Raw genomic sequence first — 13735 nt, forward strand, 5'->3', positions numbered from 1 at the left:
CAGCCGCCCGCCGGGTCCCGTCGACGGCCCCTCGACGGCCGCCGGCCCGCCGGCGGCCCTCAGCGCTGCTTGCGGGCGGCCTTCGGCGAGGCCAGGCGCGTGCCGGACCAGTCGGGGGCGGCGCTGACGCTGGAGGTCTGGTTGAGCCCCGCGGTCACGGCCGCGTCGCCGATGTCGCTCGGCTCGACGTGGCCCGGGCGCCCCGACTTCGGCGTGAGGAGCCAGACGACCCCGCCGTCGCCGAGGTCGGTGCGCGAGTCGACGAGGGCGTCCACGAGCTCGCCGTCGTCCTCCCGCCACCACAGCAGCACGACGTCCACGACGTCCTCGTAGTCGCCGTCGACGAGCTCGGTGCCCGTGACCTCCTCGATCGAGGCGCGCAGGTCGTCGTCGCAGTCCTCGTCCCAGCCGAGCTCCTGCACCACCTGCCCGGCCTTGAGCGCCAGCCGGCCGGCCAGCGCCGACGACCCGCCCGCGTCCTTCGCGGTGGTGCTCACGTGCTGCCCTCCCGGCTCGACGGTCGTGCGCGCATTCCACACGCCCTCTCGGGTGCCGCGCAAGCGGTCGCGGGCATCCGGCGGTAACGGTCCGGCGTCAGCCGCGCAGCAGGCTGAGGCGCACCTGCCGGCGCGGGTTGTCCCGGTTGGTGTCCACGAGGCACACCGACTGCCAGGTGCCGAGCGCCAGCCCGCCGCCGAGCACGGGCACCGTCGCGTGCGGCGGGACGAGCGCGGGCAGCACGTGGTCGCGCCCGTGCCCGGGCGAGCCGTGCCGGTGCCGCCAGCGGTCGTCGGCGGGCAGCAGGTCGGCCAGCGCGGCGAGCAGGTCCTCGTCGCTGCCGGCGCCGGTCTCGAGGACGGCGACGCCCGCCGTCGCGTGCGGGACCCACACGTGCAGCAGGCCGTCGCCGCCCTCCTCGCGCACGAAAGCCGCGCAGGCGGCGGTGATGTCGTGCACCGCCTCGGAGCGGCCGGTGGTCACGTCGATCAGCTCGGAGCGCACCGGCCCACCGTAGGCGCCGCCGGCCCGCGGCTCAGGCCCGCCCGGTCATCCGGGCGAACACCACGACGTTGTCGAGGTAGCGCGCGGCCCCCTCGTCGTACGCGCCGGCGCAGGTGATGAGGCGCAGCTCGGGCCCGGGGGTGTTGCCGTAGACCTGGGCCGAGGGGAACCCCTCCTTGCCGTACTGCGCGACCCGGGTCACGGCGAAGACGGCCGTCGAGCCGTCCTCGCGCTCGACCCGGACCTCCTGACCGCGGCGCAGGGTCGCGAGCCGGGCGAAGGCGCCCGGCTCGCCGTTCCACACCAGGTGCGCGGCGAGGACGCTGGGCCCGGCCTCCCCCGGGGTGGGGCTGCGGTCGTACCAGCCGACCGGGGCGGGCCCCTGCGGCACGTCCATCGCGCCGTCGCGCCCCAGGCCGAGGTCGACGAGGTCCCGGGTGTCGAGCCCCAGCGCCGGCACGACGACGCGCGCCGGGCGGCTGCGCGGCAGGGCGGCGACGGCCGGCGGGGCGGCGCCGCGTGCGCGGGCCGGGGCGGAGGGCGCTGCGGACGGGGCCGTCGCGGCGGTACCGGAGGGGGCCGCCGCCGGCGCGTCCGGCGCGGCCGGCGCGGCCGGCGCGGCAGGGGCCGCCGGCACCGCCGTCACGGGGTCTGCCGCGTCCCCGTCGTCGCCGGCGCCGGCCACCGCCGTCCCGACGAGCGCCGCGCCCGCGAGGGCCAGCGCGCCCGCCACCACCCCCAGGGGGCGGCGGCGGGAGCGCCGCGGGGTCGCGCTCAGGCCCGCTCACCCCGGCGGGCGCCGCGGCGGGAGAGGCCGAAGAGGACCCCGGCGGCGGCCAGCGCCGCGCCTCCCGCGACGAGCGGGGCGCTCGAGGCGCCGCCGTCGTGCGCCACCGCGCCGTGGCCGGTCTCCACGCCGCCCTCGGGCACGTGGGAGATCGTCGCGCCCTCGACCATGCCGCAGTCCGCGGGGGCCGTGGCCTCCTGCGGCAGGGCCGGGTCGAGCTCGGACGGGCCGGCCTCCGCGTCGTACTGGCCGTTGCCGTTGACGTCGATGCCGTGCTGGACGACGTGCAGGTTGCGGATCGCCTCGAGCGTGCCCTCGGGCAGCTCGGCGGCCGGGATCGTGCGGTCGTAGGAGACCCGCCCCTCGGCGTCGGCGACCGGGAAGCGGTCGACGGCGAGGCCGGAGTCCTTGGACGTGTCGCCCTCGGTGGTGAGCGAGATGAAGATGTCGCCGTAGTCCGGCAGGCCCTCCGCCGTGCTGACGATGCCGTCGCCGTCGGCGTCCGCCTCGGGCGTCGGGCACATGAAGTCCCGGCTCATGTCCGCGCCGCCGTGCACGTGCTGCGCGTGCGGCGCCCCGGGGACGAGGCCCTCGGCGTCGATGCGCACGCGCAGCGACCCGTCGTCCCCGGCGGTGAGCAGCGCGGTCCCGCTGGCCCCGCTGTCGTTCTGCGGGCTCAGCGTGATGCTGTACGTCTCCGCGGCGGCCGCCGGGCCGGCGCCCAGCAGGGCGGCACCGAGGGCGGCGGGGGCGAGCGCGGTCGCCAGGGCGGCGCGGGTGGTGGTGCGCACGAGGGGGCTCCTTGCGTCGGGGGTGCTGTCCCCCTCCGTTCGGCGCGAGGTGGGGCCCGGTTGGGTGGCGGAATAGGGTGGTCCCACCGAGACAGCCAGACGAGGCGCCGTGCACGCGGCGGCGACGACGAAGAGAGACGACCGTGGCTCCTGGACGCGACCGCGCTCCGATCATCAGCAACGGACTGCCCAGCCAGCTGCCCGACATCGACCCCGAGGAGACGAGGGAGTGGCTCGAGGCCCTCGACGGGGCGGTCGAGCACGGCGGGCGGGCCCGGGCGCGCTACCTCATGCTGAGCCTGCTGCAGCGGGCCCGTGAGAACAACGTCGGGGTCCCCAGCCTGACGACCACGGACTACATCAACACGATCCCGCCCGAGGCGGAGCCGTGGTTCCCGGGCGACGAGCACGTCGAGCGCCGGATCCGGGCGTACGTGCGCTGGAACGCCGCGATCATGGTCCACCGGGCCCAGCGCCCCGGTGTGGGCGTCGGCGGGCACATCTCGACCTACGCGTCCTCCGCCTCGCTCTACGAGGTCGGCTTCAACCACTTCTTCCGCGGCCCCGGCGCCGAGGGCGGCGGCGCGGACCAGGTCTTCTTCCAGGGCCACGCCTCCCCGGGCATGTACGCCCGCGCCTACCTCGAGGGCCGGCTCACCGAGCAGCAGCTCGACGGCTTCCGCCAGGAGCTGTCGCACGCCGGCCCGGGCGGCGGCCTGCCGTCGTACCCGCACCCGCGGCTCATGCCGGACTTCTGGCAGTTCCCCACGGTGTCGATGGGCCTCGGGCCGATCAACGCGATCTACCAGGCGCGGTTCAACCGCTACCTGCACCACCGCGGCATCAAGGACACCAGCGGCCAGCGGGTGTGGGCGTTCCTCGGCGACGGCGAGATGGACGAGCCGGAGTCGCTCGGCGCGATCGGCGCGGCCGCGCGCGAGGAGCTGGACAACCTCACCTTCGTCGTCAACTGCAACCTGCAGCGCCTCGACGGCCCGGTCCGCGGCAACGGCAAGGTCATCCAGGAGCTCGAGTCGTTCTTCCGCGGCGCGGGCTGGAACGTCATCAAGGTCGTGTGGGGCCGCAACTGGGACCCGCTGCTCGCGCAGGACCGCGACGGCGCCCTCGTCAACCTCATGAACACCACCCCGGACGGCGACTACCAGACGTACAAGGCCGAGAGCGGCGCGTACGTCCGGGAGAACTTCTTCGGCCGCGACGCGCGGACCCGCGCCATGGTCGAGTCGATGAGCGACGACGAGATCTGGTCGCTGCAGCGCGGCGGGCACGACTACCGCAAGCTCTACGCGGCGTACAAGGCGGCGACCGAGCACACCGGCCAGCCCACCGTGATCCTCGCCAAGACGATCAAGGGCTGGACGCTCGGCTCGCACTTCGAGGCGCGCAACGCCACCCACCAGATGAAGAAGCTGACGCTGGAGGACCTCAAGGCCTTCCGCGACCGGCTCTACCTCGACATCCCCGACAGCGCGCTCGACGAGAAGCTGCCGCCGTACTACAAGCCGGCCGAGGGCTCGGCCGAGCTGGAGTACATGCACGAGCGGCGCCGCGCGCTCGGCGGCTACCTGCCGACCCGCACGGTCGCGGCCAAGCCGCTGCCGCAGCCGGACGACAAGGCCTTCGCGGTCGTGCAGCGCGGCTCGGGCAAGCAGGAGGTCGCCACGACGATGGCGTTCGTCCGCCTGCTCAAGGACCTCATGAAGGTCGAGGGCCTCGGCCAGCGCTTCGTGCCGATCATCCCCGACGAGGCGCGCACCTTCGGCCTGGACTCGCTCTTCCCGACGGCGAAGATCTACTCGCCCCACGGGCAGAACTACACCTCGGTGGACCGCGAGCTCATGCTGTCCTACAAGGAGGACACGAAGGGCGTCATCCTCCACGAGGGCATCAACGAGGCCGGCTCGACGGCGTCGTGGACCGCGGTCGGCACGTCGTACGCCACCCACGGCGAGCCGATGGTGCCGATCTACATCTTCTACTCGATGTTCGGCTTCCAGCGGACCGGCGACGCCTTCTGGGCCGCGGCCGACCAGATGGCGCGCGGGTTCGTCCTCGGCGCCACGGCGGGGCGCACCACGCTCAACGGTGAGGGCCTGCAGCACGAGGACGGCCACTCGCTGCTGCTCGCCTCGACCAACCCGGCGGTCATGGCGTACGACCCCGCGTTCGCCTACGAGCTCGGGCACATCGTCCGTGACGGCCTGCGCCGCATGTACGGCGAGCCGCGCGAGGGCGAGGACCCGAACGTCTACTACTACCTGACGGTCTACAACGAGCCGTTCCCGCAGCCGAAGCAGCCCGACGACGTCGACGTCGAGGGCATCGTCAAGGGGATGCACCTCGTCTCGCCGGCGCTGCAGAGCGAGCAGCCCAAGGCGCAGATCCTCGCCTCGGGCATCTCGGTGCCGTGGGCGCTCGACGCGCAGCGCATCCTCGGCGAGGAGTGGGGCGTGCACGCGGCGGTGTGGTCGGTGACCTCGTGGAACGAGCTGCGCCGCGACGCGCTCGCCGCCGACGAGTGGAACTGGCAGCACCCCGACGAGGGCCAGCGGGTGCCGTACGTCACCCAGCGCCTCGAGGGCCAGCCGGGCCCGGTCGTCGCGGTGTCGGACTGGATGCGCAGCGTCCAGGACCAGATCGCGCCGTGGGTCCCCGGCGACTTCGCCTCCCTCGGCACCGACGGGTTCGGCCTGTCCGACACCCGCGGCGCCCTGCGCCGGCACTTCAAGGTCGACACCTGGTCGATCGTCGTCCGCGTGCTCGCCGAGCTCGCCCGCCGGGGCGAGGTCAAGCGCGAGGCGCCGCGCGAGGCGATCGAGCGCTACCGCCTGCACGACGTCACCGCCCCGCCGGCGGGCGACTCCACGGGCGGCTCGGAGTAGGACCCGGCGCAGCCCCGGGTGCGCGGGGACTGCTCCGTACGGGTGACGGCCCCCGTCGCTGCGTGGCGAACGCCCACGCAGCGGCGGGGGCCCTGCCATGCTCGGCGGGTGCCCGGCCTCGACCCCGTCCGACGGGGCGCCCTCGTCGACGGCGCCTGGGCCGCCGGGCGCGCCGCCCTGCTCGCCTGGGCGCTCTGGCTCGGGCTGTCCACCGCGGTGCTGACGCCGGTGGCGAGCGACGTCGAGGCGTTCCGCGCCGACCTCGCGGCCGGCCGGGTGACCTCGTAGGCGCTCGGGGACGCGGCGAGCGGCGACGGCCTCGGCGTCGACGCCCCGCGCGCCCGCGAGGGCGGCGGGCGCACCCTCTTCTGGCGGACCGGGTCCCCCGTGCTGCGCAGCGCCGACGTGGTGGGCAGCGGCACGTCCGCCGCCGACCTGCGCCGGGAGGCCGCGGGGGTGCGCGAGGACCTCGGCCCGGACTGGGCGGAGCGGGCCCTGGACCGGTGGGGGGCCGCGTGGCTGGTCGCGCTCGTGGTGCTGGTCGCCGGGCCGCAGCCGCGCCGCGCCACGAAGTGGGCGTGGTGCTGGTTCCTCGTCGTGCTGCCGTCGACCCTCGGCGTGCTGGCCTGGCTGCTCCTCGACGCGCCGTGGTCCCGCCGCCGGCGCGCGGCCCGCGAGCCGCTGGCGCACGACCTGCAGCGGCGCCTGCCGGGCGGTGACGCCCGACTGACCGGCGGGCGGGCGCTCGTGCTCGCCGTCCTGCTGGGCCTGCTCACCGGCGTGGCGGCGCAGGCCCTCGCGCTGCTGCCGCTGCTCTGAGGGCGCCCGGCCGTCAGGCCACCGGCTCGGCGAGCAGCTCCTGCAGCCAGGCGCCCGGCGCCTCGAGGTGGCCGGGGGCGGGCTCGACGCCGGGACCGGTGAGCGCCCGCTGCCAGGCCAGCGCCCGGCCCACGCAGCCGACCCGCTCGGCGACCGGGACCAGGGCGCGCAGGGCGGCGGGGTCGCCGTCCCACCCCTCGAGGTACGCGTCGACGACCCGCCGCACCCGGTGCGGCTCGCCGGGGTGCCGGTCGAGGAGCACCCGGCGCACGACGAGCAGCGTGGAGAAGGGGTGCGCGACCGAGGCGTCGCCCCAGTCGATGACCGTCCCGTCGCGGGCGAGCACGTTGCCGTCGTGCAGGTCGTCGTGCTGCAGCGTGGCGCAGGGACCCTCGTCGAGCGCGGCGCACCACTCGCGCACCCGCGGCAGCAGCGCCCGCACCCGCCGCGCCGGCTCGGGCGCCACCACCCCCGGGTCCTCGAGCAGGCGCTCGAGGTACCCCGGCACGGCCGCGGGCCGCACGTCGGGCACGCCCAGCGCGAGCAGCTCGTCGGCCAGCGGCGCGACGGCGCGCTGCAGGGCGCCGTACCGGACGAGCAGGGACTCCCAGGCCGCCCACCCGGCGTCCTGCCCGCCGGCGGCGTCGCGCAGCACCGGCCCGCCGTCCGGCAGGAGCACCCAGCCGCGCTCGGCCTCGACGGCCAGCGGGCGCGGCACGGCGTCGACCCCGTGGCGGGCGAGGGCCGCGAGCAGGGCCGCCTCGTAGCGCGTCCCCGCGGCGAGGGCCTTCAGCCACACCGGCCCCCCGCTGGTCGGCAGGCGCAGGAGGGTCGACCAGGGGCGCACCCGGGGCTGCTCGACGGCGCCGGTCAGGCGCAGGCCGTGGCCGGCCAGCGCCGGCAGCGCCCAGCCGAGGACCTCCCGCCGCCAGCGGGGGTCGCGGAAGGCCGGGGGCGCGCAGGTCGAGGGGGCGCCGGGCGCGCTGGGCTCGCTCACCGGCCGCATGCTGCCAGGGCCCGGCCGGGGCGCGCCCCCGCGTTTCGCGCGCGGCGCAGGGGCAAGCACCCTGCGCATGGCACTGCTGACCCGCCTGCGCACGCAGGACGAGACCGACCCGTCGGGCCTGCCCGGCCTGCTCACCCTCGCCGTGGGCGCCGGCTTCCTCGCCGTGGGGGTGCTGGGGCTCGTCCTCACCGGGTTCGACCCGGACCGCGAGCGCTGGGTGCTGTGGCTGTTCCGGGTGAACCTGCTGCACAACGTGGTGCACCTGCTCTTCGGGGTGCTGGGCCTGCTCATGTGGCGCAGCCTCACCAACGCGCGGCTCTACGGGCTCGTCCTGCTCGTGGGCTACGGCGCCGTGCTGGTGTGGGGGCTCGTCTTCGCGAACTACGAGGACACCGGGCCCAACGCGCTGGCGCTCAACTCCTGGGACAACGTGCTGCACCTGCTGCTGGTCGTGGCCGGGGCGCTCATCTGGCGGTGGCAGGTGCCGGCGTCGAACGAGGCCCGCCGGCCGGCGGAGGACGAGTACCGGCCGCAGCGCTGAGGGTCAGGGGGTCGGGCCGAGCGCCCACACGACGAGCTCGGCGCCGTCCGGCCCGCCCTGCGCGGCGGCGCCCGCGCGGGGCGGGTCGAGCCGCGCGGCGTCGCCCGCGGCCAGGACCACCCCGTCGAGGAGCACCGCCCCGCGGGCGACGTGCAGGTGCACCCGGCGGGCCGACGGCACCGGAGCGCGCTCGCCGGGCCGCAGCCGGCCCAGGTGCAGCGCGGCGTGCGGCCCGACCCGCAGCGCGCAGCGCACCCCCGCGTCCAGCGGGACCGCGCTGCGCGTGACCGCAGGGGCGGCCCCCGCGGCGGCGGGGGCGACCCACGCCTGCAGCAGCCGCGCCGGCGCGTCCCCCGCGACCTCCCGGTGGACCACGCCGGTGCCCGCGGTGAGGTGCTGCACCGTGCCGGGCCCGAGCACCGCCCGCTCCCCCGGCGGCCCCTCGTGGTGCACCTCGCCCTCGAGCACCCAGGTGACGACCTCGACCTCGCGGTGCCGGTGCGGCGCGAAGCCGGCCCGCGGGCCCAGGGCGTGCTCGTCGTGGACGAGGAGCGGCCCCAGGCCGGTGTTGCCCGGGTCGTAGTGCGGGCCGAAGGAGAAGGCGTGCCGGGTCGTCACGCCCCCGTCGCGCGTGAGGTAGCGGTCCCCGCCGCGGCGCACGTCCACCCGCCCATCGTCCCGCCGTGCGGGACGCCGGTGCGCGGGCCCCCGCCGCTGGCCTACGCTCCCGCCCGTGGCACGACGCACCAGCACGCCCCCGCCCCGCCGCTGAGCGCGGGGCCCCTCGACCCGAGCCGCCCCGCCGTCGCCGGACCCCCGTCCCCGACCGGCAGGAGCCGCGCCGTGCCCACGTCCACCCCCACCCTCCCGCTGCGCCTCGTGGCGCTCGCCGCCGTGCTCTGGGGCACCGGCGGGCTGCTCGGGGCCGCCCTGTCCCGCACCGCCGGCACCGGGCCGCTCCTCACGGCGGCGCTGCGCCTCGTCGTCGGCGGCCTGGCCGTCACCTGGTGGCTCGTCGCCACCGGCCGCTTCCCCGGCCCGCTCAGGCGGCGGGGCGGCCCGGCGCCGCGGGTCGCCGCGCTGCGCCGGCTCGGCGTCGTCGCGGTGTGCGCGGCGACGTACCAGGCCGCCTACTTCGCCGCGGTGGCGCTCACCTCGGTCAGCCTCGCGACCCTCGTGACCCTCGGCTCCTGCCCGGTGCTCGTCACGCTGGCGGCCGCGGCCGTCGACCGGCGGGCGCCCGGACGCGCGACCGCGGCGGCGCTCGCCCTCGCCGTCACCGGGCTCGTCCTGCTGGTGGGGGCGCCGGCCGCGCCCGCCGACCCGGCGCGCACGGCCGCCGGCGTCGCCCTGGCCCTGGCGGCGGCCGGCGGCTTCACCGCGATGACCCTCGCGACCCGGCGGTCCCTGCCGGGGCTGGCGCCCGCGGCGTCCGCGGGCCCGGCGTTCCTCGCCGGGGGCCTGCTGCTGCTACCCGTCGGGCTGCTCGCCGGGCCGGTGGGCGACCTCGGGGACCCGCGGGCGCTGCTGCTCGTCGCCGCGCTGGGGCTGCTGCCGACGGCGGCGGCGTACGTCGCCTGGTTCCGCGGGCTCCCCGGGGTGGCCGCCCCGGTGGCCGCGGTGGCCGCGCTGCTCGAGCCGCTGACGGCCACCGTCCTGTCCGTGCTGCTCCTCGGGGAGCGGCTCAGCCCCCTCGGGGCCCTCGGCGCCGCTCTCGTGGCCGCCGCCGTGGCCGGCAGCGCCGCGTCGGCGGCACCGGCGCCCCGCCCGCGGGCCGGCGCCGGGACGGCTCAGCGGGGCGCGGGCTCCAGCGGCTGAGCGCCCGCCGGCAGGGGCGGCGCGGCCGCCGCGCGGGCCTCGAGCCAGGCCGAGAGGTCGGTGGCGGGCACGGGGCGGCACAGGTGGTAGCCCTGGGCGGTGTCCACGCCGAGCTCGGCGAGCAGGCCGAGGGCGGCGGCGGTCTCCACGCCCTCGGCGACCACGCGCAGGCCCAGCGCGTGCGCGAGCTCCGTCGTCGAGGCCACGATCGCCGTGTCGGCGGCGCGGGTGCCGAGGTCCTGCACGAACGAGCGGTCGATCTTGAGCTCGTCGAACGGCAGGTCCCGCAGGTAGCGCAGGGACGCGTACCCGGTGCCGTAGTCGTCGAGGGCGAGGCCCAGGCCGAGGGCGCGCAGCGCGTCGAGCGTCGCGAGCGAGCGGACCGGGTCGGTGACGATCATCTCCTCGGTCACCTCGAGGACCAGGGCGGCGGCGGGCAGGGCGTGCCGGCGCAGCAGGGCGTCGACCTGCCCGGGCAGCTCGGGGTCGAGCAGGCTGCGCGCGGAGAGGTTCACCGAGACCGTGAGCTCGCGCCCCTGCCGGCGCCAGGCGGCGCACTGCTGCACGCCCTGCTCGAGCACGACGAGCGTGAGCGCCGGCATGAGGTGGGCCTGCTCGACGAGCTCGAGGAAGGCGCCCGGCGGCAGGAGCCCGCGCTCGGGGTGCCGCCAGCGCACGAGCGCCTCGACGCCGACCGCGGCGCCGCCGCCCAGCGCGCACTGCGGCTGGTAGTGGACCTCGAACTCGTCCTGCTCGATCGCCCGGCGGAGCATCTGGCGGGTGCGCAGCCGCTCGCGGCTCGCCGTGTCGCGCTGCGGGTCGTAGTGGGCCACGACGGTGCGCTCGGCCTTGGCGGCGTACATGGCGATGTCGGCGCACTGCAGGAGCCCGTGCCCGTCGGCGGCGTCCTGCGGGTGCAGGGCGATGCCGACGCTGCCGGAGACCCGCACGGGCACGCCCGCCACCTCGAGCGGCTCGGCGAGCGCGGCCGCGACCCGGCGGGCGACCTCGGCCGCGCCGTCGGCGTCGGTGCAGCGCAGCAGCAGCGCGAACTCGTCGCCGCCGAGGCGCGCGAGGTCGTCGCCCGCGCGCAGCGCGGGGACGAGCCGGGGGCCGACGAGCCGGAGCAGCTCGTCGCCCACCTGGTGCCCGAGGGTGTCGTTGACCTCCTTGAACCCGTCGAGGTCGAGCAGCGCGATCGCCGTCGGCTCCTCCCCCTCCGCGGCCTCGGCCAGCGCCTCGTCGAGCCGCTCGAGGAACGCGCGGCGGTTGGGCAGGCCGGTCAGGTCGTCGGTGCGGGAGAGCCGGTGGCTCTCGGCCAGGGCGCGCAGGTCGCGGAACGCGAGGGCCGTGCGGGCGAGGACGAGCAGCAGGGTGGCGGCGGCGAGGGCCTCGACGTACGCGGGCAGGGGCGTGCGCCCGCCGGCGACGAGGACGCCGACGGTCACGAGCGCGAAGGCGCCCGGCACGCCGAGCGCGCTGCGCACCGCCTCGTGCGGGCGCGGGACGTCGTCGCGCGCCCAGGCCGCGGCGGCCACGACGGCCAGCGCGACCGCCCAGGTGCCGTCGAGCAGCGTGCCCGAGACGAAGGTGCCCGCGACGGTGCGCAGGGCGTACACCGTGTCGCCGGCGGCGAAGAGCAGCAGGCCCGCGGCCAGCCAGGTCCACGTGCGCCCCGGGCCGCGCCCGCGGATGGTGACGACGCCGAGGACGAGGGCGGCGAGCACGAGGTCCAGCACCGGGTACGCGGCCGTGGACAGCACCTCGCCGAGCCGACCGCCCTCGAGGGCGGGCAGGATCGTGCGCAGGCCCAGGACCGACCCCGCGGCCGCGCCGCCGAGCGCGGCGATGAGGCCGTCGAGCCACAGCGAGCGCTGGGCGCCGCCCACCTCGTGCCGGGCCAGGGCCACGACGCCGGCCAGGAGCAGGGGGTAGACGCCGAGGTACGCCGCGTCGACCGCGGCGAGGCCCGGCAGGGGGTCGGGCAGGTGCACCTCGCTGAGGTCCAGCGCGTTGCCCGCGGCCTGCAGCAGGACCGCCGAGCCCACGAGCGCGAAGCCGGTGCGGTTGCGCTCGACGAGCCGGGCGCGGGCGAGCACGAGCAGGCCCGGCACGACGTACGCGGCGCTGCCGACGCCGAGGTCGAAGAGCGGGTCGTAGCGGTCCCGCACGAGCAGCGAGGCGAGGTAGGTCGCGAGCACCACGGCCGCCACGACCCCGCCCGCGCGCACGGCGCGCGGCAGCGGCGCCCGGCTCTCGGACATCGCGGCCATCGCGGCCCTCCCCTCCCGGGGCGCGGCGCCCCTCCTCCCCGTCGGCAGGGGGACGGCCGTCCTTGAGCCGGGCGGGTCAGCCGGCGCGGCCGGTCCAGGCCAGGAGCTCCTCGAGGGGCCAGGTGTTGACGACCGTGGCCGGGTCGACCCCGCACGCCGCGGCGCGCTCGCAGCCGATGCCCTGCCAGTCCAGCTGCCCCGGCGCGTGCGCGTCCGTGTCGATGCTGAACCGGCAGCCCGTCTCCACCGCCAGGCGCAGGAGCCGCTTCGGCGGGTCGAGCCGCTCGGGCCGGGAGTTGACCTCGACCGCGACGTCGAAGCGCCGGCACGCCTCGAACACCACCTCGGCGTCGAACTCGGACTCGGGGCGGACCCGGCCGCTGCGCCCGCGGGGGGTGACGTTGCGCCCCGTGCAGTGCCCGAGCACGTCGGTGTGCGGGTTCGCGACGGCCGCGACCATGCGCCGGGTCATGTCCTCGGCGGGCATGCGCAGCTTGGAGTGCACCGAGGCGACGACGACGTCGAGCCGGGCCAGCAGCTCGGGCTCCTGGTCCAGCGAGCCGTCCTCGTTGATGTCGCACTCGATGCCGGTGAGGATGCGGAACGGCGCCAGCTCGGCGTTGAGCTCCGCCACGAGGTCGAGCTGGCGGCGCAGCCGCTCCGGGGACAGCCCGTTCGCGACGGTGAGCCGGGGGCTGTGGTCGGTGAGGGCGACGTACGCGTGCCCGAGGTCGCGGGCCGTCTCGGCCATCTCGCGCACCGGGCTGCCGCCGTCGGACCAGTCGCTGTGGGTGTGCAGGTCGCCGCGCAGCAGCGCCCGCAGCTCGGCGCCGCCCTCGGCGACCGGCCGCCCGCCCGTCGCCTCGAGCCGGCGCAGGTAGACCGGCACCTCGCCGCCCACGGCCTCGCTGACGACCAGCGCCGTGGTCTTGCCGACGCCCGGCAGCTGGGTGAGCGTGCCGTCCGCGACGCGCCGCTCCACCTCCCCCGGCCCCAGCGCCTCGACGGCCGCGGCGGCCGTGCGGAAGGCCCTGACCCGGTACGTCGGCTCGTGGGCCCGCTCGAGCAGGAACGCGATGCGCTTCAGGGCCTCGACCGGGCCGACCGGTCCCGGGACGTCGCTCACGGCCCCGTCCTACCGCGCCCGGCCGCGGCGGCGCCAGCCGCCAGGAGCAGCCACGCCGCGCTCACCGCGAGCCACGCGCGCTGGAGGCCGCCGGGGCTCGCGGCCGCGTCCTGCGCGAGCACGAGGGCGAGCGACGCGACGGCGAGCACCGGCGATGCCGCGGCGAGCAGGCGGTGCCCTGCGCGCAGCGCCGGCCGGGCGGCGGCGAGCATGGCGAGCGCGACCAGCACCGCGTACGCCGCCACGGCCGCGCCGTGCACGTCGCCCGCGGTCGTGGGCGCGGCGGCCGGCGCGCCGGTCCCGCAGCCCGCGGACCCGCCGGGGCACGGGATGCGCGCGGCGGCGACGACGAGCCCCGCCGCCGCGCAGCCCAGGAGCAGCGCCGGCGCCGCCCGCGCGCCGGTCGCCCGGCGCAGCACGAGGGCGCCCGCCGCGTGGGCGAGCGCCAGCACCGCGACCGCGGCGACGCCGACCGCGGGCGCCCGCGCGCCGACGGCGGCGAGGCTGCTCACGTAGTCGCGGCCCTGGTCGTACCCGGGCTGCAGGGCGCCGCCGAGCGCGACGAGCCCGGCGAACGCGGCCAGCGGCAGGGCGACGAGGAGCACGGGGTGGCGCGGCACCCGCCCATGCTCCCGGGTGACCGGGACGACGGGGCCGCGTGACCGCGCC

At 77.7% G+C, this 13735-nt stretch carries 14 protein-coding genes; 5 read left to right on the forward strand and 9 right to left on the reverse strand.

Features of this window, described 5'->3' with window-relative positions; genetic code table 11:
• Positions 1-59: 59 nt before the first annotated feature.
• From D5H78_RS06960 to D5H78_RS06975, 4 genes are all read right to left on the reverse strand, one after another.
• A complete protein-coding gene (locus tag D5H78_RS06960) occupies positions 60-497 on the reverse strand; it encodes a DUF3052 domain-containing protein (RefSeq protein ID WP_119949687.1) in 438 nt (145 codons plus the stop codon).
• Between the two features lie 97 nt (positions 498-594).
• A complete protein-coding gene (locus D5H78_RS06965) occupies positions 595-1002 on the reverse strand; it encodes a YjbQ family protein (RefSeq protein ID WP_119949688.1) in 408 nt (135 codons plus the stop codon).
• A 31-nt stretch (positions 1003-1033) separates the two neighbouring features.
• Positions 1034-1735: a class F sortase gene (locus D5H78_RS06970; protein ID WP_218566325.1), complete on the reverse strand. Its 702-nt coding sequence runs from the start codon at positions 1733-1735 to the stop codon at positions 1034-1036.
• Positions 1736-1776: 41 nt separating this feature from the next.
• Positions 1777-2580, reverse strand: a complete 804-nt coding sequence (locus D5H78_RS06975; protein ID WP_119949690.1) for a superoxide dismutase family protein — start codon at positions 2578-2580, stop codon at positions 1777-1779.
• Positions 2581-2723: 143 nt separating this feature from the next.
• Between D5H78_RS06975 and aceE the strand changes: the two genes are divergently transcribed.
• The 3 genes from aceE to D5H78_RS06990 all read left to right on the forward strand — a co-directional run bounded on the left by aceE (position 2724) and on the right by D5H78_RS06990 (position 6302).
• Positions 2724-5483: a pyruvate dehydrogenase (acetyl-transferring), homodimeric type gene (aceE, locus tag D5H78_RS06980; protein ID WP_119949691.1), complete on the forward strand. Its 2760-nt coding sequence runs from the start codon at positions 2724-2726 to the stop codon at positions 5481-5483.
• A gap of 108 nt (positions 5484-5591) precedes the next feature.
• Entirely contained in the window at positions 5592-5771 is a 180-nt protein-coding gene (locus D5H78_RS06985; protein ID WP_119949692.1) for a hypothetical protein, read from the forward strand.
• Between the two features lie 99 nt (positions 5772-5870).
• Entirely contained in the window at positions 5871-6302 is a 432-nt protein-coding gene (locus tag D5H78_RS06990; RefSeq protein ID WP_119949693.1) for a hypothetical protein, read from the forward strand.
• Between the two features lie 13 nt (positions 6303-6315).
• On the opposite strand, the gene D5H78_RS06995 is transcribed toward D5H78_RS06990, so the two are convergent.
• Positions 6316-7299 carry a phosphotransferase gene (locus D5H78_RS06995; protein ID WP_119949694.1) on the reverse strand — a complete coding sequence of 328 codons (984 nt, stop codon included), beginning with the start codon at positions 7297-7299 and terminating at the stop codon, positions 6316-6318.
• A 76-nt stretch (positions 7300-7375) separates the two neighbouring features.
• Between D5H78_RS06995 and D5H78_RS07000 the strand changes: the two genes are divergently transcribed.
• Entirely contained in the window at positions 7376-7849 is a 474-nt protein-coding gene (locus D5H78_RS07000) for a DUF4383 domain-containing protein (RefSeq protein ID WP_165865635.1), read from the forward strand.
• A 3-nt stretch (positions 7850-7852) separates the two neighbouring features.
• Here D5H78_RS07000 and D5H78_RS07005 read toward each other — a convergent pair whose 3' ends face one another.
• Positions 7853-8515, reverse strand: a complete 663-nt coding sequence (locus D5H78_RS07005) for a pirin family protein (protein WP_165865636.1) — start codon at positions 8513-8515, stop codon at positions 7853-7855.
• Between the two features lie 177 nt (positions 8516-8692).
• On the opposite strand from D5H78_RS07005, the gene D5H78_RS07010 reads away from it, so the two are divergent.
• Positions 8693-9667, forward strand: coding sequence for an EamA family transporter (locus D5H78_RS07010; protein ID WP_119949936.1), 975 nt, complete (start codon positions 8693-8695; stop codon positions 9665-9667).
• Here D5H78_RS07010 and D5H78_RS07015 read toward each other — a convergent pair.
• The 3 genes from D5H78_RS07015 to D5H78_RS07025 form a co-directional block, all read right to left on the reverse strand.
• On the reverse strand, positions 9640-11940 hold the full coding sequence (locus D5H78_RS07015; RefSeq protein WP_119949697.1) for a putative bifunctional diguanylate cyclase/phosphodiesterase: 2301 nt from the start codon (positions 11938-11940) through the stop codon (positions 9640-9642). The two genes, D5H78_RS07010 and D5H78_RS07015, sit on opposite strands and share 28 nt — an antisense overlap.
• A gap of 76 nt (positions 11941-12016) precedes the next feature.
• The gene (locus D5H78_RS07020) at positions 12017-13066 is read right to left on the reverse strand and encodes a PHP domain-containing protein (RefSeq protein WP_119949698.1); all 1050 of its coding nucleotides are present in this window, start codon (positions 13064-13066) and stop codon (positions 12017-12019) included.
• On the reverse strand, positions 13063-13686 hold the full coding sequence (locus D5H78_RS07025; protein WP_119949699.1) for a DUF998 domain-containing protein: 624 nt from the start codon (positions 13684-13686) through the stop codon (positions 13063-13065). The genes D5H78_RS07020 and D5H78_RS07025 overlap by 4 nt, the downstream gene beginning before the upstream one ends.
• Positions 13687-13735 lie beyond the last annotated feature (49 nt).

It is taken from the genome of Vallicoccus soli (genome assembly GCF_003594885.1).
In the GTDB taxonomy this organism is placed as follows: Bacteria; Actinomycetota; Actinomycetes; order Motilibacterales; family Motilibacteraceae; genus Vallicoccus; species Vallicoccus soli.

What these genes read in the sequence shown, in the direction of transcription:
- D5H78_RS07015 (WP_119949697.1), bottom strand. Translation starts at nt 11,940, where the DNA reads ATGGCCGCGATGTCCGAGAGCCGGGCGCCGCTGCCGCGCGCCGTGCGC.
- D5H78_RS07000 (WP_165865635.1), top strand. Translation starts at nt 7,376, where the DNA reads ATGGCACTGCTGACCCGCCTGCGCACGCAGGACGAGACCGACCCGTCG.